The 21,713-nt window shown below is 63.4% G+C and carries 15 protein-coding genes; 7 read left to right on the top strand and 8 right to left on the bottom strand.

The window, feature by feature from the left end; all coding sequences use genetic code 11:
• The first annotated feature begins 41 nt into the window (after positions 1-41).
• A complete protein-coding gene (locus tag Q319_RS0105985; RefSeq protein WP_029481161.1) occupies positions 42-2,720 on the top strand; it encodes a type II/IV secretion system protein in 2,679 nt (892 codons plus the stop codon).
• A 264-nt stretch (positions 2,721-2,984) separates the two neighbouring features.
• Positions 2,985-4,235, top strand: coding sequence for a type IV pilus twitching motility protein PilT (locus Q319_RS0105980; protein ID WP_029481160.1), 1,251 nt, complete (start codon positions 2,985-2,987; stop codon positions 4,233-4,235).
• Between the two features lie 67 nt (positions 4,236-4,302).
• On the opposite strand, the gene lon is transcribed toward Q319_RS0105980, so the two are convergent.
• The 4 genes from lon to Q319_RS0105960 form a co-directional block, all read right to left on the bottom strand.
• Positions 4,303-6,738 carry an endopeptidase La gene (gene lon / locus Q319_RS0105975; protein WP_029481159.1) on the bottom strand — a complete coding sequence of 812 codons (2,436 nt, stop codon included), beginning with the start codon at positions 6,736-6,738 and terminating at the stop codon, positions 4,303-4,305.
• 146 nt (positions 6,739-6,884) lie between these two features.
• A complete protein-coding gene (gene clpX, locus Q319_RS0105970; protein ID WP_029481158.1) occupies positions 6,885-8,099 on the bottom strand; it encodes an ATP-dependent Clp protease ATP-binding subunit ClpX in 1,215 nt (404 codons plus the stop codon).
• Complete coding sequence (gene clpP / locus Q319_RS0105965; RefSeq protein ID WP_029481157.1) at positions 8,096-8,701, bottom strand: ATP-dependent Clp protease proteolytic subunit; 606 nt, start codon at positions 8,699-8,701, stop codon at positions 8,096-8,098. Before clpP ends, clpX begins: the two co-directional genes overlap by 4 nt.
• A gap of 359 nt (positions 8,702-9,060) precedes the next feature.
• The gene (locus Q319_RS0105960) at positions 9,061-10,719 is read right to left on the bottom strand and encodes a ribonuclease J (RefSeq protein WP_029481156.1); all 1,659 of its coding nucleotides are present in this window, start codon (positions 10,717-10,719) and stop codon (positions 9,061-9,063) included.
• 288 nt (positions 10,720-11,007) lie between these two features.
• Between Q319_RS0105960 and Q319_RS26885 the strand changes: the two genes are divergently transcribed.
• Positions 11,008-11,187 carry a hypothetical protein gene (locus Q319_RS26885; RefSeq protein ID WP_156039191.1) on the top strand — a complete coding sequence of 60 codons (180 nt, stop codon included), beginning with the start codon at positions 11,008-11,010 and terminating at the stop codon, positions 11,185-11,187.
• Between the two features lie 313 nt (positions 11,188-11,500).
• Here the strand turns inward: Q319_RS26885 and Q319_RS0105950 are convergent, their stop codons facing one another.
• The 3 genes from Q319_RS0105950 to nth form a co-directional block, all read right to left on the bottom strand.
• A complete protein-coding gene (locus tag Q319_RS0105950; RefSeq protein WP_034414013.1) occupies positions 11,501-13,021 on the bottom strand; it encodes a radical SAM protein in 1,521 nt (506 codons plus the stop codon).
• Positions 13,022-13,189: 168 nt separating this feature from the next.
• The gene (locus Q319_RS0105945) at positions 13,190-14,407 is read right to left on the bottom strand and encodes an MFS transporter (protein ID WP_029481151.1); all 1,218 of its coding nucleotides are present in this window, start codon (positions 14,405-14,407) and stop codon (positions 13,190-13,192) included.
• A 25-nt stretch (positions 14,408-14,432) separates the two neighbouring features.
• Positions 14,433-15,122 carry an endonuclease III gene (gene nth / locus Q319_RS0105940; protein ID WP_029481150.1) on the bottom strand — a complete coding sequence of 230 codons (690 nt, stop codon included), beginning with the start codon at positions 15,120-15,122 and terminating at the stop codon, positions 14,433-14,435.
• 83 nt (positions 15,123-15,205) lie between these two features.
• Here nth and Q319_RS0105935 point away from each other — a divergent pair, with 83 nt between their 5' ends.
• The 3 genes from Q319_RS0105935 to Q319_RS25385 all read left to right on the top strand — a co-directional run bounded on the left by Q319_RS0105935 (position 15,206) and on the right by Q319_RS25385 (position 18,868).
• Positions 15,206-15,427, top strand: a complete 222-nt coding sequence (locus Q319_RS0105935) for a hypothetical protein (RefSeq protein ID WP_029481149.1) — start codon at positions 15,206-15,208, stop codon at positions 15,425-15,427.
• Between the two features lie 118 nt (positions 15,428-15,545).
• On the top strand, positions 15,546-17,213 hold the full coding sequence (locus Q319_RS0105930) for a tyrosine-protein kinase domain-containing protein (protein WP_051655146.1): 1,668 nt from the start codon (positions 15,546-15,548) through the stop codon (positions 17,211-17,213).
• A 92-nt stretch (positions 17,214-17,305) separates the two neighbouring features.
• Positions 17,306-18,868: an O-antigen ligase family protein gene (locus Q319_RS25385; protein ID WP_081845910.1), complete on the top strand. Its 1,563-nt coding sequence runs from the start codon at positions 17,306-17,308 to the stop codon at positions 18,866-18,868.
• A gap of 437 nt (positions 18,869-19,305) precedes the next feature.
• On the opposite strand, the gene Q319_RS0105915 is transcribed toward Q319_RS25385, so the two are convergent.
• On the bottom strand, positions 19,306-21,129 hold the full coding sequence (locus Q319_RS0105915; RefSeq protein WP_029481144.1) for a polysaccharide biosynthesis protein: 1,824 nt from the start codon (positions 21,127-21,129) through the stop codon (positions 19,306-19,308).
• A 358-nt stretch (positions 21,130-21,487) separates the two neighbouring features.
• Here Q319_RS0105915 and Q319_RS28590 point away from each other — a divergent pair.
• On the top strand, positions 21,488-21,713 hold a 226-nt coding region (locus Q319_RS28590), incomplete at its 3' end, for a DUF6444 domain-containing protein (RefSeq protein WP_425387978.1).

Raw genomic sequence — 21,713 nt, 5'->3', positions numbered from 1 at the left:
CAGTTTCAACCGCTTCAATCTGCACGGCAAGGAGGAACGACATGCCACTTTCTATCGGTGACCGCCGACTGGGCGCGATTCTGCTCGAACAGGGCTACGTCAACGACGGCGACCTTCAAAAGGCGCTGGTGCGTCATTCCGAAGTCGGCGGACGGCTGGCCGAGATCCTGATCGATACCGGTCTGGTGGGGGAAAAACGCATTGCGCGGGCCATCGAGGAAGCGCTGGGCATTCCGCTCGTCAACCTGCTGGCGATCACGCCGGACCCGGCAGCGGTGGCGGCGATCCCTGCCCAGACGGCGCTGAATTTGCAGGCCATCCCCTTTGCGCTGGAAAACGGCGTGCTGCGTGTGGCTCTGGTGGACCCGCTGTCCAGTCTGGCGCTGGAAACGCTGGAGGACGACAGCAACCTGCTCATCGAGCCATATCAGGCGCTGCGCGAGCAGGTGCTGTGGGCGGTGGCGACCCACTACCCCGAACTGGGACTGACTCCGGTTACCCCTGCCGATTTTGGCGAGGAGGGGCCGGGCGGGCAACTGGGTCAGGCGCTGATTGCACGCGGGCTGGTCACCGACGCGCAGCTTCAGGTGGCCCTGGACGCCCAGCAACAGACCGGCGAGGCGCTGGGCAACACGCTGGTGGCCCAGAAAGCCATCACGGAAGACCAGCTTTACGAACTGCTGGCCGAGCAGAGCGACGTGATCTACCTGAAAAATCCGCGCGACTTCCAGCCCGCAGAGGACGTGCTGGGCAGCATGCTGCGGGCCGACGCGCTGCGCCTGTCCGCCGTACCCGTCGACGAGACCGATGAACATGTGGTGGTGGTCACCAGTGACCCGCGCAAACGTGATGACATCGTCGCCCTGATCGGGCGGCCCGTTCAACTGATCCTGGCGCGGCCCGGCGACCTGGAATTCCTGACCGAGCGCTTTTACCCGCAGCGGGGGCGTCTGGGCGAGCAGATGGTGCAGGAGGGAACCCTGTCGCGCCAGCAACTGCGCGAGGCGTTGCAGGTGCAGGCCCGTGCAGGCAAGGTCAAGCCGCTGGGCGAGGTCATTCTGGACCTGGGCTTTGCCGACGCCAGCGCGATCGACAGCGCCCTGCAAAAGCAGAACGTGGGCGGCGGACGCCTGGAAGACACCCTGGTGCAGTCGGGCAAGCTGTCGCCAGAGATGCTGGCACGTTCGCTGGCCGCACAACTGGGCTACGAATTCCTCGATCCGGTCCAGAATCCCCCAGACGCCAAGGTGGCCCTGCTGATCCCCGAACCCACCGCGCGGCGCTACGGCGTGGTGCCAGTCCGGTTGCAGGGCGAGTCGCTGGTCATCGCCATGAAGGACCCGCGCAACGTGTTCGCGCTGGACGACCTGAAATTGATCACCGGACGCGACATCATCCCCGCCGTGATGGCCGAGAAGGACATCATCCGGCTGATCGAGCGCTACTTCGGCAACCAGGGCATGGCGGACCTGAACCAGCGCCTCCAGACCGAGTCCCTGCAACGCGAGAAGGATGCCAAACGCGGGGGCGACGTCGACGTGAACGCCGGATTCGACGACAACGCGGTGGTCAAGGTGGTGGACGGCCTGATCCGCGAGGCGGCCTTGCAGGAGGCCAGCGACATTCACGTCGAACCCACCGAATTCAGCCTGCGTATCCGCTACCGCGTGGACGGCATCCTGCGCGAGCAGAATGAACTGCCCAAGGGCGCGGCCCAGAGCATCCTGGCGCGCATCAAGATCATGGGCAATCTCGACATCTCCGAGCGGCGGGTGCCTCAGGACGGACGGGTGCGTTTCAAGAAGGGCAGCATCGACATCGATCTGCGTCTCTCCACCCTGCCCACCGTCTACGGTGAGAAGGCCGTGATGCGACTGCTGCAAAAGGCCAGCAACATCCCCGAAGTCGAACAACTGGGCTTCAGCGACCACAACTTCCAGCGCTACCTGGACGTGATCGACAAGCCCAACGGCATCTTCCTGGTCACCGGTCCCACCGGATCGGGCAAGTCCTTCACTTCATTTTCCACCCTCAAGCGCATCGCCAAGCCGGAGAAGAACACCACCACCATCGAGGACCCGGTGGAATATGAGATTCCCGGCATCATCCAGACGCAGGTCAACCCGGTGGCGGGCCTGACGTTTGCCCGCGCCCTGAGGGCCTTTTTGCGCCAGGATCCCGACATCATCTTCGTGGGGGAAATCCGGGACACCGAAACGGCCAAGATCGCTGTGGAGGCCGCCCTGACCGGCCACCTGGTGCTGGCCACACTGCACACCAACGACGCGCCCGGCGCAATCGTGCGTCTGGAGGAAATGGGCGTGGAGCCGTTCAACATCAGCGCCTCGGTGGTGGGCGTGCTGGCGCAGCGGCTGGTCCGCAAGGTCTGCCCCGATTGCAAGGCCCCCACCAACGCGGACCCGGACGTGCTGCGCCGACTGGGCATCGCTGACCGCGACCTGCGCGGCGCACAACTGATGCGCGGCGCAGGCTGTGCCCGCTGCGGCGGCACCGGCTACAAGGGCCGCATGGGCATCCACGAACTGATGGTGGTCGATGAACCGCTGCGCGTGGCCATCGGGACAGGCAAGCCCGCCACCGAAATCCGCGACGTGGCGTTGGAAAAGAGCGGCATGAAAACCCTGCGCCAGGACGGCATCGAAAAGGCCCTCAAGGGCATCACCACCCTGGAAGAAGTGCTGGCCGTGACCAGCAGCTAGGGTGATAGTGAACGGCTGATGGTTGATGTAGAACCGCCCCGTTACGTAGACCCGGCTTAGACACCTAGATACTTAGAGGGTATTCACAAAGGTTCTCAGATTTCAGCGCATCCCCAGAAACACAGGCTTTTTGCTCCTCCCTCCTTGCGGGAGAGGCTGGGAGGGGAGAACGCAAGCGCCCTCCCAGCACAGTCCGAATCGACTGGCATCCATAAACGCGCCCTCCGACCCCCAGACCCCCCAGACCCTCCGAAGGAGCAACCCATGACCCAGCCCTCTGCCGACATCACCGACATCCTGCGCGTGGCCGCCGAGAAGGGCGCGTCCGACGTGATCCTGACCGTGGGCATGGCCCCGCAGTTCAAGATCGACGGCGTGTACGGCCCGCAGGGTTTCGCCGATCTGGTGCCCACCGAGACCCGCAAACTGATGTACTCGATGATGAACGAGAAGCAGCAGCGCACCTTCGAGGAACGCCGCGAGCTGGACTTTTCTTTCGCGCTGGGGGACCGCGCCCGCTTCCGCGTCAACTGCTTCATGCAGCGCGGCAACGTGGGCGGCGTGATGCGCCTGATTCCCACCAAGATCAAGAGTGCCGCAGAGATGGGGCTGCCCCAGAGCGTCGTCGATATCGCCAACGCGCCGCGCGGGCTGGTGCTGGTCACCGGGCCGACGGGTTCGGGGAAAAGCACCACGCTGGCGGCCATGCTGGACTACATCAACGCCAACAAGAAGCTGCACATCGTGACCATCGAGGACCCCATCGAGTTCATGCACTCCCACAAGCAGAGCATCGTCAACCAGCGCGAGGTCGGCTCGGACACCATGAGTTTCGAGAATGCTCTGCGCGCCGTGCTGCGTCAGGCCCCCGACGTGATTCTGGTGGGGGAAATGCGCGATCACGAGACGATCAAGGCCGCCGTGACGGCTGCCGAGACCGGGCACTTGGTGATGGGCACGCTGCACACCAACAGCGCCCCGGAATCCATAGACCGCATCGTGGACGTGTTCCCGGAGGAGCAGCAGGAGCAGATCCGGGTGCAGCTCGCCAACAACCTGGTGGCGGTGATGACCCAGCAGTTGCTGCCGCGCCTGGACGGACAGGGCCGCATCCTGGCCTACGAACTTTTGATCGCCAATCCCGCCGTGCGTGCCCTGATCCGCGAGGGCAAGACCTACCAGATCACCAGCGTGATGCAGACCGGCGCGCGTGAGGGCATGGTCACTATGGACGCCTTTCTGGCCAATCTGTACCGCCGCCGCATGATCAGCTTCGACGTGGGGGCCTCGCGCTCCATCGATCCCAAGGAATTTGCCCGCCTGGCGAACGACGCGGGGGGAGCCGCTGCCGGGAATCAGCCACAGGCGAGCTACACACCGCCGTCCGCCAGTTCCCCGTCCACCGCATCTGCCAAGGCCACGAGTTGGGGCGAGACGGGGCGCGGCGCGGCCACCAGCACGCCGGAAACCGGCGGCTACGGCGGCGCGGCCAGTCTGGGCAGAAGCAAACGCTGATCCCCGGCCAACCCATAAAAAGCCGCCTCACCGATGAACTGGTGAGGCGGCTTTCAACGGTCAGGACTTACGCGCCCGGCTGGGTCGCGGTCTTGGTCTGAGCGGGCGGCATGGTGGGCTGAGTCCCTTCAGGCTTGGGCAGCAGCAGCAGGTTTAACACGTCGCCCACGCGCTCGGCGGGATGCAGCTTCAGATCGCCGCGAATGCTCTCGGGCACGTCCTGAAGGTTGGGTTCATTGTCCTTGGGGAAGATGACTTCACGGATTCCGCCCTGGTGCGCGGCCAGCAGTTTCTCCTTCAGGCCGCCGATGGGCAGCACGCGTCCGCGCAGGCTGATCTCGCCGGTCATCGCCACGTCCATGCGAACCGGGCGTCCGGTAATCGCGCTGATCACGGCAGTGGCAATCGTGATACCCGCGCTGGGGCCGTCCTTGGGCGTCGCGCCGTCGGGGAAGTGAACGTGCAGGTCCATGGTTTTGTGGAAGTCGGGGTCTGCACCGTACTCGGCAGCGTGGGCACGCAGGTAGGCCACTGCCGCCCCCACGCTTTCCTTCATTACGTCACCAAGACTGCCGGTCATGCTGATCTTGCCGCTGCCAGGGGTAGCCAGCGCCTCAACCAGCAGCATGGTGCCGCCCACGCTGGTCCAGGCCAGACCCTGCGCCACGCCCACCTGCGGTTCTTTCTCCATCTTGTCGGGGCGGTGCAGCGGCACACCCAGGTAATCGGAGACCTGTGGGGCGTCGATGATCTTGAGGCCCTCCCAGGCTTTTTCCAGCAGCTCGCGGGCCGACTTGCGGGCCAGCTTGCTGATCTGGCGGTCCAGATTGCGGACTCCACTCTCGGCGGTGTATTCCTCGACAATGCGGTTCAGCGCGGCGTCGGTGATCTCCAGCTTGCCCAGCAGACCGTGGCTCTTGATCTGGCGCGGCACGCGGTAACGGCGGGCGATCTCCACCTTTTCCGGCTGGGTGTAACCGGGAATCTGGATAATTTCCATGCGGTCCAGCAGCGGGCGCGGAATGGTCTGGAGGGTATTGGCCGTCGTGATGAACATCACCTGCGACAGGTCGTAGGGGACTTCCAGGTAGTGGTCCTGGAAGGTGTGGTTCTGTTCGGGGTCCAGCACTTCCAGCATGGCGCTGCTGGGATCGCCGCGCCAGTCGCTGCTCATCTTGTCGATCTCGTCCAGCAGGATCACCGGATTGGTGACGCCCGCGTTCTTCATCGACTGGATGATCCGGCCCGGCATCGAGCCGATGTAGGTGCGGCGGTGGCCGCGCACTTCCGACTCGTCACGCACGCCGCCCAGGCTCATGCGGACGAATTTGCGGTTCAGGCTGCGCGCAATGCTCTTGCCCAATGAGGTCTTGCCCACGCCGGGAGGGCCAACCAGGCACAGGATCGGGGCGCGCAGTTCGGCGTCGTCGGTCCGTTCCTCGGCGGTACGTTCCTTGCGCTGCTCCTCGCTCTCGTCTTCCTTGTGGGTGAGCTGACGCACGGCCAGGAATTCCAGGATGCGGTCCTTCACGTCGTCCAGCGCGTAATGGTCATCGTCCAGAATGCCGCGCGTGCGGGCGATGTCCAGCACTTCCTCGTCGCGCTTGCTCCACGGCACGTCCACCAGCCAGTCGATGTAATTGCGGACGACGGTGCTTTCTGGGCTACCGCCGGGAGTGCGTTCCAGGCGCAGCAGTTCCTTGAGCGCCTTTTCCTTGACCGATTCGGGCATTCCAGCCTCTTCGATCTTCTCGCGCAACGCCTCGACTTCCGCCGGGCCATCCTCGCCGCCGCCCAGCTCCTTGCCAATCGCCTTCATCTGCTCGCGCAGGTAGTACTCGCGCTGGTTGGCGTCCATCTGCTCCTTGACGCGGCCAGCAATCTTCTTGTCCATATTGAAGCGCTCGGTGTCGCGGGTCAGGAGCTTGAGGGTGGCTTCCAGGCGGGCGCGCAGGGTCACGGCCTCCAGGATTTCCTGCTTTTCCTCAGGCGTCCAGGTGGCGTGGTGGGCCACCTGATCGGACAGCGCGCCGCCGTCGGTCAGGGCCTTCATGCCTTCGAGCTGGTAGTTGTCCAGGCGCAGGTTCTTGTTCTGGCGCTGGTATTCCTCGAAGGCGGATTTGACCTCGGTGGTCAGCACCACGGCCTCGCGGCTGTCGTCCTCGGGGGTGGGCTGGGTCTCGGCACGCACCCGCATGTAAGGGGCGTTCACCTCGTCCTGCACGGCGGCGCGTTCCTGGGCCTCGATCAGCACCTGATAGGTGTTGTCAGGCATGCGGACGACCTGCTTGACCACGGCCAGCACGCCCATATCGTACAGTTCGGCCTTGGTGGGATCGTCGGTGCGGGCGTCACGCTGGGTCAGCAGCAGCACGCGGCGATCCGATGCCTGCGCCTCGTCCACGGCGCGCTTGCTCTTGGGACGGCCCACGTCCACGTTCATGGTGACGCCGGGCAGGATCACGATGTTTCTCAGTGCAACTACGGGAAGTTCCCAGATCATTTTTGCTCCTTGGAACTGCCGCCGCCGTGGCGGGACAGATGAATAGATCAGCTTAACGCGGGGCCACCTCAGAAAACGACACCCCCGCAGGGTGTCCCAGGATTCTAGGAGTCACCGCGCGGGGATGCTGTAAGCTTCGTTGCCTTTTACGCAGACTTCTTGAGTCCCTTCGACTCAAGTAATTCGAGGGGAGCATCAATGTTCTCACCGTCGAAGCGCAGCTCTTTCAGCCCTGGGTAGGGCAGCTCGAACAGAAGATCGGTCATCGCTTTTTCCAGCACAGCCCGCAGACCACGCGCCCCGGTCTTGCGCTCTTTCGCGCGGTGCGCGACTTCTTTCAGCGCGGATTCGGTGAAGCTCAGGTCCACGTCCTGAAAGCCGAACAGCGCCTGATACTGCCGGATGATCGCGCCCTGCGGCTCGGTCAGGATGCGGATGAGGGCGTCCTCGTCCAGATCCTGAAGCTGCACCACCAGTGGCAGGCGGCCCACGAACTCGGGGATCAGGCCGTACTTGACCAGATCCTCGGGCAGGAAGCGCAGTTCGGCCTTCTCCTCGCCCTTGTGTTCCGCGCCGAAGCCCACCGCGCGCACATTGGTGCGGCTGCGCGCAATTTCCGACATGCTCTCGAACGCCCCGCCCACGATGAACAGGATGTTCTTGGTGTTGACCTGCACCAGTTCCTGCTGCGGGTGCTTGCGGCCCCCCTGCGGCGGCACCTGGGCCACGGTCCCCTCGATGATCTTCAGCAGGGCCTGCTGCACGCCCTCGCCGGACACGTCACGGGTGATGCTGGTGCCCTCGGACTTGCGGGCGATCTTGTCGATCTCGTCGATGTAGATGATGCCGCGCTCGGCTGCCGCCACGTCGTATTCGGCGGCCTGGAGCAGGCGCACGATCACGTTTTCCACGTCATCGCCCACGTACCCGGCCTCAGTCAGCGTGGTGGCGTCGGCGATGGCGAACGGCACTTCCAGCATCTCGGCCAGCGACTGCGCCAGCAGAGTCTTGCCCGTTCCAGTCGGGCCAACGAGCAGGATGTTGCTCTTCTGGAGGTTGACTTCCGGGTGCGCCAGACGCTGATAGTGGCTGACCACGGCCACCGCCAGGGCCTTCTTCGCCTCGTCCTGACCGATCACGAACTCGTCCAGATACGCCTTAATTTCCTTGGGGCTGGGCAGCTCCTCCAGCACGAACTCGCTGCCCGCTTTCTTGTTCTGCTTGACCAGTTCGGCGGCGCGGTCGGTGCATTCGTTGCAGATAAAGGCCGCGCGGCCCGGAGCCTCGATCAGTTGCGCGATCTGGGGGTGCTGCCGCCCGCAGAACGAGCAGCGGTCCCCGTTTCCAGCCTTGGTGGTCATGCGCCCACCTCTTCGATCTGGCGGGTGTTCTCGATCACGCTGTCGATCAGGCCGTACTTCATGGCCTCATCGGCGGACATGAAGTAGTCGCGCTCCATATCACGCAGCAGCTTTTCGTGCGGCAGATCGGTGTGCTTGTTGTAGATGCTGACCAGACGGTCGCGCAGGTGCAGCACTTCCTTGGCCTGCACCTCCAGATCGGGGGTATTGCCCCGGAAGCCCGCCGAACCCTGGTGGATCATGATCCGGCTGTTGGGCAGGGCCATGCGCTTGCCCTTGTCCCCGGCCATCAGCAGCACGCTGCCCATGCTCATGGCGATGCCCACGCAGATGGTGGATACGGGAGCCTTGATGTAACGCATGGTGTCGTAGATCGCCAGCCCAGCGTAGACCTCACCGCCGGGGCAGTTGATGTACATCTGGATTTCCTGCTCGGGATTCTGGCTGTCCAGCAGCAGCAATTGCGCCACGATGCTGTTCGCCATCTGCGACTCGATGGGCGTTCCCACAAAAATAATCCGGTCCTTCAGGAGGCGCGAGTAGATGTCATAGCTGCGCTCGCCGCGCCCGGTCTGCTCGATCACGTAAGGAATGATGCCCATACGCGCGATTATAGGGCGGATGGGGCGGGGAAACGTGGGGGATGCGGGGGTGGAGAGTGTGACTGCGAAGTGCGATTTTAGGGTTGCCCTACCCGCTTGACCCCTCCGCCCCTTCGGGGCACCTCCCCTTAGAAGGGAGGTAAGAGGTGTGGAATTGCCCGGCCAGGACGGCTTCCTTGGCTCCCTTTTGAGGGGAGCTGGCTGCGAAGCAGACTGAGGGGTTTCTTTTAACCGCTCTACTGTTCACGCCTCGTCATCCTCTACCACCGCCAGCACTTCCCGCACGCCTGCCAGCACGCGCCATATCTAAAAAAGAATGAGGCCAGCACGCGACTGGCCCCACTCCGATGCTTCTTCCCTCAATCCACAATCAAAGGAATCAAAACCGGATTGCGCCCCGTCACCTTCCGCACGAACCGCCGGACAGCCCCGTACATATCGTCGCGCACGTCTTCCAGGCGCTTCTTGTCGCGGGTGCCCTGCTCGATGGCTTCCAGGGCCACCTTGCGAATCTGGTTGTCCAGATCGCGGTTGGCGCGCACGAAGCCGCGCGAGACGACCTCCACATGCGGAGTGGGATGCAGTACGGCGGTCATGATCAGGATGCCTTCCTGGCTCATGTTCACGCGGTCCAGCAACACATCGTCGCCGATGTCGCCCACACCCAGGCCGTCCACGTACACGGCCCCGGCGGGAACCGTCCCCGTCACCTTGAACTCGTCTGCGCTCAGTTGAATCACGTCGCCGTTCTTGGCGATCAGCGTGCGCTTGGGCGGACGGGGCAGCGTCTGCGCCAGCTTGGCGTGGTTGATCTGGTGGCGGGGTTCGCCGTGCCAGGGCAGGAAGAACTTGGGCCGCGCCAGATTCAGAATGGTGGCCAGCTCTTCCTGGCTGCCGTGGCCGGAGGCATGAATCTTGTAGGCGGGTGGGTAATACACGTCCACACCGATCTCGTACAGGCGGTTGATGACCAGATTGACCGCTTCCTCATTGCCGGGAATCGGGTTGCTGGACAGGATCACGCTGTCGCCCCGGCGCAGGGCGATCTTGGCGTGGTTGCCGAAGGCCAGACGGCTCAGCACGCTCATGGGCTGGCCCTGTGACCCGGTGCAGATGTACAGCACCTGCTGGTCCTGCATCCCGGCCACCTCATCGTTGGTCAGGAAGGGATCGGGGGCGTTCATGTGGCCCAGGGCCTGCGAGACCTGCGCGTACTTGAGCATGCTGCGGCCTTCCATGATCACGCGGCGGCTCTGGCGGTGGGCGATGTTGAGGATGTTCTGGATGCGGTTGACCTGCGAGGCGAAGGTGGTCAGGAACACTCGGCCCTTGCAGTTGGCGATCACGTCTTCCAGATTCACGGCGATCTCGGCCTCGCTGGGGGTGCGGCCCGGACGCTCGGCATTGGTGGAGTCGCTGATCAGCAGCAGCACGCCGTCCTTGCCCGCCTGCTCGATGCGGCCCAGGTCACTCAGTTTGCCGTCGGCGGGATGCTCGTCCAGCTTGAAATCCCCGGTGTGCAGCACGCGGCCCGCAGGCGTAGTCAGGATGTACCCGGCGTTGTCGGGAATCGAGTGCGTCATGCGGAAGTACTCGATTTCAAAGTGCTTGCCGATCTTGAACTTGGCGTTCAGGTCTACCTCGCGCAGATCGGTTTCGTGGTCCTTGATGCCAAATTCGGAGAGCTTCTCGCGCACCAGGCCCAGCGTGAGCGGAGCGCCGTACACAGGAACTTTGGGCAGCCGGGGCAGGATGTAGGGCAGGCCGCCGATGTGATCCTCGTGGCCATGGGTCAGAATCCAGCCCTTGATCAATCCGGCGTGCTGTTGCAGATAATCGATGCGCGGGATGATCAGGTCGATGCCCATCTGGTGCGAGTCGGGGAAGGCCAGTCCGGCGTCCACCACCATGATCTCGTCTTCATAGCGGTAGGCGGTGATGTTCTTGCCGATCTCGCCCATCCCACCGAGGGGAATCACTTCCAGGTGGGGGGTCTTGGTGTCGTCTGGTTGGGTCATTTGAAAATCTCCGTGTGATGCGGCCCGGAAGGGAGCCAGTCATATTGAATGCAGCGGTGGCCCAGAGAATGCGGCCTGGAGGCAGTCAGGAAGGGTCTCTCTCAACTGCTGCGGTTGTGTCGCCCGTCTCCAGCTCTGCTGAGCCGAAATCATGGCGCGATACACGCAGGCTAGCACGGCGGGCGCGGGCACGACAGAGATTCACACCAACTGGATGCCGCCACCCGCTCTCTGGCCCCGTTCCTTCTCAGGAATCCAGGCAGTGGCGTCATTGGGTAAACGATGGACGTGGACGCGGCGCTGGGCATCATGACGGTGAAAGAAGAGGAGAGGCTCGTGGTGCGTCCCAGGCTCGCCACCGACGCGAGCTTAACCAGCGGTGGAACTTTCCTTCTTGATCTGGTCAATGGAAATCCAGACTGCATTGATGAGCAGGAGAAGCATGGAGAGCAGAAATGGCAGATTTAGGAAGGCAACTCCTGCCACGCCCTGATACGTGAACTTGAAACTCAGCAGACTAAAGTGAACGGAGGTGACAGGACCACGGCCCTCACTCTGCATACCGTCATTCACTCCCCCAGCGACATAGCCTGAGTAGTACAGAGAGGCAAAGAGCAGAATGACCGCGATCCCCAGAATGTCCAGAACGATTAATTTCTGCAAAGCAATTCTCCAGAAAAAAGACGGAGGCTAGCTGACTCCTGCTTTTCTGCATCTGACTCGTAGCCCGAAGGCGCGAAGGGAAAGTGACCCAGAACAGCGCTACTGAAAACTTTTTCCTCTACGCCTGCCCCCGCATTCCCCGTTCCGCCACTTCAATTTCCAGCGGTGTATGGCCGCTGTCCTTGACGGCGTGCGCGCTCATGCCCCACTGGTGGCCGCTGCTCTGCGCGCCGTCCAGAATCACGCGGGCCAGTTCGCCAAGCGTCGCGCCGCCTGCCCGCACGTCCATGCGGAATTCCTGGCGCAATTCGCCCAGGCTCACGTCGTCCAGCATCAGCTCGGTGCCGTAGCGCAGCGTGGTGGGCGGAACGATCAGCAGGTCCGCCTCGCCGGTTTTGATGGCGTGCCGGAAACAGCGCCCGGTCAGCAGGCCCGCGACGGTGGTGGCCGGGCCAAAGGTCTTGTTGGTGATGGAGCGGACTTCCAGCGTCAGCCCTTCAATGGCCCGCAGGGGTTCCACAGCAAGGTCCAGCGACTCGGCAAACAGCGTTCCCGTCGCCAGGATCACCCGGCGCGGTTCGGGCAGGGCGGCGGGCAGTTCGGGCAACGCCTCGGTCAGAAAGTCGCGGATCATGCCCACACCGTTTTCCAGCATGGGGAAGCCCTCGTACTCCTCCTCGCTGGGCAACGGTTCCCCGGCCAACAGGTACAACTCATCGGAGGGGAATACGAAGCGGGTGCCGCGCTCGGTCAGAAACTTCTTGCGCCAGATGTTCAGGCGGCGCAGGCTGTCGCGGGCCTCTTCCTTGTTAAAGGTCCGCACATCCGGCAGGTTGGTGCGGTGCGAGGTCAGGCCAATCGGGACCACTGCCGCGCTGATCACGTTGGGGCGGCTGCTCAGGTAGTCCACGGTGTCGTCCAGATTCTCGCCGTCGTTGCGCTCCGGCACCAGCACGATCTGGGTGTACAGGTCAATGCTTTCCAGACGCTCAATCATGCCGCGAATCTGCACGGCCTTCTCGTCTTTTACCTTCAGTTTCCACCACTTCATCATGTCCTTGCGCAGATCCTGATTGGCGGTGTGGACCGACACGTACAGCGGCGAGAGGTTCTCATCCAGAATCCGGTTGATGTCGCCCTCGGACAGGTTGGTCAGCGTCACGAACGAGCCGTACAGGAACGACAGGCGGTAATCATCGTCCATGATGTACAGGCTCTTGCGAAAGCCGCGCGGCATCTGATGCACGTAGCAGAAATCGCACTTGTTGGCACACAGGTGAATGCCGTCAAACAGCACTTCTTCAAATTCTAGACCTGGATCTTCCCATTCCACGTCAAAGGTGAAGGTGTCTTCCAGGCTGGGCGGCGCACTCAGTTGCAGGCGGTGGTGGTCCTGCGTGGTGCCAGCAACCCCGGTCATGGCGCGCGGAGCCTCTTTGGGACGGGCAATTTCCAACGTGGCCTTGCCCTGTGACAGCAGATGGCGGTAGGCCAGCACGTCGGTCACGGCCTCGCCGTTGACGCGCATCAGCACGTCGCCGGGGCGCACGCCTGCTTTGGCGGCGGCGCTGCCAGCTTCCACGGACTTGATGGGCGCGGGGAAAACATCTGGAACAGGTTGTTTCGCTAATGCGGTCACTGGTATGGTCAAAGAAAATCACCCCTCTGGCCGCTCTGAAAAACGGGCCGAATTGCTGGGGGACACCTGTTTTGACGTACCAAAGGGAGGCCCCACTCAAACAAAGCAGGTTAACAGAGGTGGAGGTACGGGGATGTGAGGGGGATTGCGTTGGGCAGAGCCGTCTCCCTAAACCGGCAGCGTCAATGCCTGCCGCTGCGCCGGGCGGTACAACCCCAGATAAATGGCCAGCACACTTCCGGCATACATCAGCAGCGTCCAGCCGAACAGCACCTGAAAGGCCAGGGTAAATGGCAACTGACCGCGCACCACCCCGGCCAGCACGCTGCTGATGGCCCAACCCGAATCCCAGGCGATGATGTTCAGGGCCGAGTACATCGGGCGGTCATCCTCGTCCAGCGAGGACATGGCGTAGGCCCCGTAGACCGGCCCAGAGGCGTTCATCAGCGCCCCGCGTGTGAACAGCGCCAGGGTGACCATCCACAACTGCGGCGCAAATCCCAGCAGCGCCAGGAACGGCAGACTGCTGGCCTGCACCAGCAAGACCACCTGGAGTTGCCCCAATCGGCGCACCAGCAGCGGCTGAAGCAGCGCGGTGGCCGCCGTCGCCAGACTGGCCCACGCGAACAGTTGCCCCAGGCTGGCGTAATTGATCTGGAATTTGCCTTCAATGAACACGTTCAGGAACGGAATGGTGGCCCCGGCTCCCAGCCCCACCAGCATGCTGGGGAAGATCAGCCGCAACATTTTCCCCTTGTCGCGCACGGCAAAGCTGCGCCCGGTCTGGGACGTTTTGCCGCTGGGCCTCAGTTTCAGGGCAGGAATCAGGCCGAGGAGTTGCAGGGCGGTGGCGACGAGCAGCGCGGTTCGCAAGGCTCCCAGCCCGTTCGGTTCGGTGCCAGTGAACAGCGCGTAGGCTTCCGGCACCCGCCCGCCGATCAGGTTGCCCACGAAGCCTGCCCCGGTCATCAGGGCGCTCTGGACGCTGAACAGGGTCACGCGACTGCTCTCGTCGCTGTTGTTCGCCATGAACGGCGATCCGGCCACCATGATCAGCGCCGCGCCCGCCCCCTGCACCAGTGCGCCCGTGACCACTCCCACTGGCCCGCCCGCCAGCGCCAGAATCAGTGTTCCCAGCAGGCTCAGGGCCACGCCAATCTTGATGGTGTGCGCGTTGCTGATGCGGCGGGCCAGCGCCACGGCGGGCAGGCTCAGCAGCACCAGCGTCAGCGCGGGCAGCGCGTTCATGATGCCCTGCCACTCTGGCCCCAGCCCCAGCGCCCGCAGGTAAAAATTCAGGAACAGCGCCAGGAACGCCTGTGCCAACCCGAAGGAAAACGAGGTGGACAGGAACAGCCAGACCTGCGGGGCAAAACGCCAAGTCATTGGGGGGCCTGCGAGGCGTCGTGTCTCAACCCTCTACCCCGACTTTCGGACAGAACGCCGCCATCTCGCACGCCCCACACTGCGGGTTGCGGGCCATGCACACGCGCCGCCCGTGCAGGATCAGCGCATGGTGCAGGAAGATCCAGCGCTCACTCTGGAACAGCTTTTGCAGGTCAAGTTCCACCCTATCCGGGTTGGTCTGCATGCTCAGGCCCAGGCGGCGCGCCAGTCGGCCCACGTGGGTATCCACCGCGATGGCCGGATAGCCGTAAGCGTTGCTGAGGACGACGTTGGCCGTCTTGCGGCCCGCACCGGGCAGGGCCACCACGGCGTCAAAATCGTTGGGAACCTCTCCCCCGTGCCGCTCTATCAGCAGCCGGGCCAGCGCCGCCAGATTGCGCGCCTTGCCCCGGTACAGCCCAATCCGGCGGATATACGGTTCTATCTCTTCTGCCGAAGCCTGACTCATAGCCTGGGCATTCGGGTACTGATCAAACAGCGCGGGCGTGGCGGCATTGACGCTGACATCGGTGGCCTGGGCGCTCAGGACGGTGGCCACCAGCAGCTCAAAGGGCGTGCCGAAATCCAGTTCGGTGCGGGCATCAGGGTACAGATGTTCCAGGACGGTCAGCACCTGGGGGGCACGACTTCTGGCCCCGTTCGGCAACCGCGCCGCACCGCGCCCAGCGGGTTTTTTGGGGACAGAGGAAGTCACGCTTTCAAGCTAGCGCCTCACGCCGTGAATTGTCCCCCCGGAATGGACGCAACCTTTCATCCCACCACCACGTACTGTGGGGCATGAGAGTCGTCTCCCTGATCTTCGGCATTCTGGCCGCTCTGGGCCTGTTGCTGGGCCTTTTACCGCTGTTCGGCTGGCTCAACTGGATTTTCGTGTTGCCGCCCGCCGTGCTGGGCCTGATCTTCGGGGCCATGAGCCGGGACCGGGGGGCCGTGACCCTGAGTGCGGTGGTGGCCGTGCTGGGCGCGCTGCGGCTGATGCTGGGCGGCGGCGTGATCTAACGAAACAGTCCGTACATCTTGGACAGGCTTGTTTGAAAGGCAATCTCGGGTTTCATATCGCCCTCCTGCTTAATCAAATGTGAGATTTCCTCACTTTTTGACGCTAGACTGCTTTTGAATGCAGAGTACGCCTCCCAGTCCCGTGAATGCGGATCAAATTGACCTTCGACAGGTTTTCGGCACCCTCAGACGGTACGCGCCGTTGTTGATCCTGACTCCGGTGGTGGTGGCGAGCGCGGCGTATCTGCTTTCCAGTCGGCAGGCCCCGGTGTATGAGTCCAGCGCCAGCATCATCGCAGTGGACAGCAATGCCCAGAACTCGCTGATCAACAACACGCTGGTGACTGCTCCGCCGTTGCCGCAGGGCGCGGTGGAGCAGGTGCTGCACAGCCGCAATCTGGTGGCCGTGATCATAGGCCGGTTGGAAAAGAGCGATCTGCCCGTGGAGATCGTTCGCAAGATGCGCGCCGACCTGAGCAAGGAACTCTCGGCCAACGTGTTCAATCGGCTGAAGGTCCGCGCCCGCCTGGATACCCAGCAGCGTGGCGTGTACGAAATCCAGGCGCAGGCCGAGACCCCCGCAGCGGCCATGCAACTGGCGCAGGACGGCGTGGCTGCGCTGCTGGACTGGGACAATGCCCGCGCCAAGCAGAGCGTGACCCGCTCACGCCTGAGTTTGCAGGGGCAGCTCCAGAATCTGACCGACCGGATCGAGTCGATTGATGATCCCCTGGAACGCCAGAGTCTGGTGTCGGCGCGGGGTCAGGTGCTGCAAAACCTGTCGCAGATGGCGGTCCTGGAAACGGCAGCCACTGGCACGCTGCTCCCGGTGGCCGACGCGGTGGCCCCCAACCGGGCCGTCTCGCCGCGCCCGCTGCGCAACGCTGCACTGGCCGGGCTGCTCTCGCTGTTTCTGGCCACGGGTGTGGTTTTGCTGAGCGACAGTCTGCGCCGCCGGGTGAACGGGACCGAGGACCTGCTGCCCCTGGGTCTGCCCGTACTGGCACAATTGCCGCTGGTGCGCCGCCGCAACTTGGCCAGTGGCTTTCTGCCCGCCAGCCACAGCGGCCCGCTGTACGAGAGCATCGGCTTTCTGCGGATCAACGTGCAGTCCATGCTGGGCGACCGTGAACACCGACGTCTGGTCATTTCCAGTTCCTATCCCGGCGAGGGCAAGAGTTCGATGACGGCGGCCCTGGCCGAAAGCCTGGGTGCTGCCGGGCAGAAGGTGCTGGTCATTGACGCCGATCTGCGCCGCCCCACCCAGCTCAAGGTCTGGGCACCGGACCGCATCGGCACCCATCCATTGCCCGGCACTGACGCCTCGCTGCCGCCCGCCAACACCGTGACCGAGATGTTCCTGCGCCCCGACGCGGCCCACGCCACCCGTGTGGGGACCAATGTCGATCTTCTGCCCGCCGGGACGCCACACCGGGGAGACGGCGCGGGCAGCATCCTGAACCAGCCCGCTTTCCGCACCTATCTGGACCGCTGGGCGCAGGGCTACGATTATGTGCTGATCGATACCCCGCCTATGCTGGGCCTGCCCGATACGCTGGCCGTGGCCCCCTACACCGACGGCGTGATCCTGGTGGTGGAAGGCGGCAAGACCCGGCTGAACGACGTGGAGCGCAGCCTGCAAAACGCGCGCGTCGCCAACGTAAACGTGCTGGGCATCGTGCTGAACAAGATCGCGCGGACCAACGACTCGTATTACGCCTACGCTTACGGAACGGCAGACCAGAAAACGGACGCCGCTCCCGTGCTGCCGACTGGACGGGACTGAACGGCCACTCGACGTAGCGCGGCGGCTAAAATCTTGAGGGGAAGAGGGGATCTCTTCCTCTTTTGTACTGTTCTCCCTCTCGTTCCTTCTCTATGACGGCGACTCATCCCACCGCTTCCACGCCCCCCATCCCAACCCCGCTGTGGATTCGCGTGTGGCTGGCACTGCTGGCCCCACTGTATTTCCTTGCTCCAGCCGCCGTCTTCGCGCTCCCAGCACTACGGCGTCTGCCCAGAGCAGTGTGGTGGGTGCTGGGCTTTTACGCCCTCAGCCAGCAACTTCCGGCGCTGCTCACTCCAGAACCGCTGATCAATTCTGGGCTGGCGCTGGCACGCACCTTACTGATCTTCAGCTTTATCGCACTTGGCGCGTCCCTGAACAGCACCCGGCAACTGGCCCCGCTGGGGGTGGGGCTGGCACTGGTGTATGTCACGGCCCTGAGCGTGACAGGCATCGACGGCCTCAATCCCCTGAGCCAGCGCCTGGGGCACCCCTACATGACTCCCATCACGCTGGGGCTGGCCGGGGCGGCGGGCATCTGGATCTCTCTCTTTGGAGGCGGAAAAATGTGGTGGCGCGTGCCGCTGGGGACGTTGGCGCTGGGCATTCTGCTGCTGTCGGGCAGCCGGGGACCGCTGTTGGCGGCACTGCTGGGCACGGCGCTGGGCTTTGCGGTGCGCCAGAGCCGCCGGGTGGCGCTGGGCATCCTGGCGGGGGCGGCGCTGCTGGCTGGGGGCTTTTACGTCGGCACACGGCTGGATTTGCCCGCCATCAACCGCCTGAGCAATTCGGATACCTCCGGGCGCGATCTGGTCTGGAACAACGCCCTGTCGGTGATCCGCAGCGAGCCAGTCAGCGGCGTGGGCAGTTACCGTCTGGGCGCGCGGCTGTCCCCACCCGGTGAGAAATGCACGCTGTGGCCTGCGCCAGACGGCACACTGGCCCCCTGTCCCGAGTGGGTGGAGCGGCTGGGGCAGCCGTGGCTGATCGCCCACAACGTCACCCTGCAACAACTGGCCGAGACCGGGCCGCTGGGGCTGCTGGGCCTGTTTGTGCTGCTGGGCGTGGGTGCGGCGGCGGCGTGGCAACAGCGTGATCCGCTGGGCATCGCCGTCCTCTCAGGACTGCTGATCGCCACCGCCAACGACAACACCCTGATCGTTCCCGGCCCCTTCATAGGCGAGCTGTTCTGGGTCGCCCTGGGCTGTGTACTGGCACGTATGCCACAGCGTTCCCCCGCCGTGGGCTGGGCCGGGGGCGCGGCGGCAGCGGGGTTGCTGGCGGCCCTCTCGTTCCCACTGCTGGTAGGGGCGCTGCGTCCTGCTCCCGCGATCAATGCCTCGCTGGACGCCCTGATCGCGCCGCGCAATGTCCAGGACACCCAGAATTACCAGGCGTTCGTGCGGCTCAACCTGCCCCCCGGCCCCTACCGCGTGTCGCTGCGGGCCTGCCAGCGCAGTTGTTCCACCATCATTACCCTGCCCGTCACCGCCCCTGCTGACGGCCCCACACCCCTGCTCAAGCTGGGCGGCAACCTGTATGACGCGCCGCAGCAACGTCTGGAATTGCTGCTCTATCCGGGCGAAGGCTCGGTGCGTCCCCAGCCGCTGGCGCAAACCTCGTGGACGGTGACGCGCACGGCCAAGTCACCCTGAGTGGCAGGGGTGGAGATGTCCTGGCTCTACCAGTTTCTACTTTTCCTGCTCGTCGCGCAGAACGTTTTGGGGAGGATCGGAAGCTATCCTGGCGTCAGAGAAATGCTGGAATCCATCCTCTACGAGAGCAGGCAAGCGTGTTCGACGGCTGTATCTATCAGCCCCGATCTAACTGCAAACGCTTCGGTACGATTGATCAGGCCGCAAAACTGCAACTGAAGCCATTGCAGCGCCTCTTCTCCGGTTCATACGGACTCCGACTGAAAGGTGTTGGAAGTACCTAGAAATCCGAACGGGACTCGCAGGGCTGCGCCAGCAGAGGAATAGCGTCCTCATGGGCGTCTGTTTATGACGAGAGTGAGCAGGGGAAAAATGGGTTCCGGGCGTGGAGCAATCGGCGCTGTCCCGATTTCTACGCGAAACAGACGGAATCCGTATCAGACCTTCATCTGGCTTTCGTGAATGGCTCCGTGCAGCAGGGTGCGGATGGCGCGGGCGTCCTCGTTCCCGGCGGCGTCGCTCAGGTCCGCGAGTAGACCCGTGAGCTGTCCCGCCTGAACCTGCTGCAAGCGGGCCGAGAAGATCTCGGTGTGACGGGTGGGAATCACGTCCTCGCCGCTGGTCAGCAGTTCCTCGTACAGTTTCTCGCCGGGGCGCATGCCGCTGAAGACCACCTCGATGTCCTGCGCGCCAGTCAGGCGGATCACGTCGCGGGCCAGATCGGCGATCTTGACCGGTTCGCCCATGTTCAGCAGATAGACGCTGCCGTTGTCGGCCAGACCGCCCGCCTGCAACACCAGACGGCTGGCCTCCGGGATGGTCATGAAGTAACGGGTCATGTCCGGGTGGGTAATGGTCACCGGGCCGCCCAGTTGAATCTGTTGCAAGAAGGTGGGGACCACACTGCCCCGGCTGCCCAGCACATTGCCGAAACGCACCGATACGAATGCCTGCCCGGCTGCTGCGCGTGAGGCGGCGTCGGCAATCACCATCTCAGCGATACGTTTGCTGGCCCCCATTACAGAAGTCGGATTGACTGCCTTGTCGGTGGAAATGTTGACCAGCCGCGTGACCCCGTATTTCAGGCACAGCTCGGCCACGTTGCGGGTGCCCAGGATATTGTTGTGAACCGCCTCACTGGGCGCAGCTTCCATCAACGGCACATGCTTGTGGGCGGCAGCGTGAAAGACCACACCGGGCCGGTATGTTTCGAAGATGAATTCCAGGCGTGACGGGTTACGGACGTCGGCGATCAGGGCCGTCACCTGAATATCGGGCCATTCGCGGCGCATCTCCTGCTCGATGGCGAAGACGCTGTTTTCACCGCGTCCTACCAGCACCAGCCGGGCCGGGCGAAAGAGCGAAAGCTGGCGCACCAGTTCCGAACCGATGGAGCCGCCCGCACCCGTGACCAGCACCGTCTGATCTTTAAGATAGTGGGAAATACCGTCCTGATCGATATCCACCGGGGCGCGGCGGAGCAGATCCTCGACGCTGACGCTACGGAGCTGATTGGTGGTGACCTGACCGCCCATCAGTTCGTACAGCCCGGGCACCGTGCGGGCCTGCAAGCCCGCCGCGCGCGCCGCGTTGACGTATTCGCGGATCACCTGCCCCCCAGCCGAGGGCATGGCGATCACCAGCAGGGTGGCTCCAGTATCCTGCACGGCCTGACTCAAGTGTGACAGCGTGCCCAGCACCGGCAAACCCACCAGCACCATCCCGGTCTTCTCCGCCGAATCGTCAATGAAACCCACCGGCTCCATGCCCTTCTCCGGCGATCTCAGCAGTTCGGCGGCCATCAGCCGACCCGCATCCCCGGCTCCAGCAATCAGCACCCGGTCCGGGGCCTGCGCGTGGGTAGACAGGCGGCGGCGGCGGCGGCCCAGACGCCAGCGCACCAGCAGCCGCAGGCCAGACAGCAGCGCCAGCGCCAGCACACCCTCGATCAGTGGGATGGACCACGGCACGAAGATCCACAGCCGCAACACGGGTGTCAGCGCCATCATCACCAGCGTCACCACTCCGGTCATACGCGCCAGTTGACTCAGATCCTCGAAGGTCACGTAGCGCCAGATGTGCCGCGATACCCGGAAATACCGCAAGGCAAGCGCCTTCGGCAGCAACCCGGCCAGAGCGTAGAAGAGAATTGAGAAATCTACACTTCCCAATGCATCATCCAGGCGCAGAACATAAGCCAGGACTGCCGCCACCGTGAAGGCGAGCAGGTCAAGCAGGAATTTGCCCGTGGTGCTGGTCATCGTTTTCTTTTCATATTATTTTTAAGGTCGGAAGTTTAGACACGCAATGCCAGCTCGTCTATGGGGCAAAGTGCAGCTCGGGTCAGGGGACCGGCCACCCTAATCTGATGAAGAAAATTTAATCTTGCCATGAACACAACTCCTCATTAATCTAGCAGAAAAGATGTGGCCTTCCTATGCATTATCCGATGTCCAGAAAGGGATCCGGGAAAAAGTGTCGGCAGGTTATGGATCAGTAACTACTCAGCAGGGGGACTTGCGAAGCGGGCGAGTGTAGAGTAGGCGCATTCAAAACGACTGCGCCAACTGCAAACGACTGGGAGCTGAACTGGCACAGCTTCAACTCGCGTTTGCTGCCTTGCTCGCCCGTGTTCAAGATCTGGAAGCCCAGCTCGCGCAAACCAGCAAAACCTCTAGCCAGCCTCCCAGCCAGGACAAACCGTGGCTTCCCAAGAGTGAGCGCCAGAAGAGCGGTTGCTCTTCTGGCGGACAGCGCGGCCACCCTGGCAAGACGCTGAAAATGAGTGAGCATCCTGATGAAATCAGGACGCTCCCAGTCACTGGGCAGTGCGGCTGTGGAGAGC

Source organism: Deinococcus marmoris DSM 12784, assembly GCF_000701405.1.
Lineage (GTDB): Bacteria > Deinococcota > Deinococci > Deinococcales > Deinococcaceae > Deinococcus > Deinococcus marmoris.
This window is presented reverse-complemented; position numbering and strand designations above follow the sequence as displayed.

What these genes read in the sequence shown, in the direction of transcription:
- Q319_RS0105930 (WP_051655146.1), top strand. Translation starts at nt 15,546, where the DNA reads ATGCAGAGTACGCCTCCCAGTCCCGTGAATGCGGATCAAATTGACCTT.
- Q319_RS0105960 (WP_029481156.1), bottom strand. Translation starts at nt 10,719, where the DNA reads ATGACCCAACCAGACGACACCAAGACCCCCCACCTGGAAGTGATTCCC.
- Q319_RS0105945 (WP_029481151.1), bottom strand. Translation starts at nt 14,407, where the DNA reads ATGACTTGGCGTTTTGCCCCGCAGGTCTGGCTGTTCCTGTCCACCTCG.
- clpP (WP_029481157.1), bottom strand. Translation starts at nt 8,701, where the DNA reads ATGGGCATCATTCCTTACGTGATCGAGCAGACCGGGCGCGGCGAGCGC.
- Q319_RS0105985 (WP_029481161.1), top strand. Translation starts at nt 42, where the DNA reads ATGCCACTTTCTATCGGTGACCGCCGACTGGGCGCGATTCTGCTCGAA.
- Q319_RS0105980 (WP_029481160.1), top strand. Translation starts at nt 2,985, where the DNA reads ATGACCCAGCCCTCTGCCGACATCACCGACATCCTGCGCGTGGCCGCC.
- Q319_RS25385 (WP_081845910.1), top strand. Translation starts at nt 17,306, where the DNA reads ATGACGGCGACTCATCCCACCGCTTCCACGCCCCCCATCCCAACCCCG.
- Q319_RS0105915 (WP_029481144.1), bottom strand. Translation starts at nt 21,129, where the DNA reads ATGACCAGCACCACGGGCAAATTCCTGCTTGACCTGCTCGCCTTCACG.
- lon (WP_029481159.1), bottom strand. Translation starts at nt 6,738, where the DNA reads ATGATCTGGGAACTTCCCGTAGTTGCACTGAGAAACATCGTGATCCTG.
- clpX (WP_029481158.1), bottom strand. Translation starts at nt 8,099, where the DNA reads ATGACCACCAAGGCTGGAAACGGGGACCGCTGCTCGTTCTGCGGGCGG.
- Q319_RS0105935 (WP_029481149.1), top strand. Translation starts at nt 15,206, where the DNA reads ATGAGAGTCGTCTCCCTGATCTTCGGCATTCTGGCCGCTCTGGGCCTG.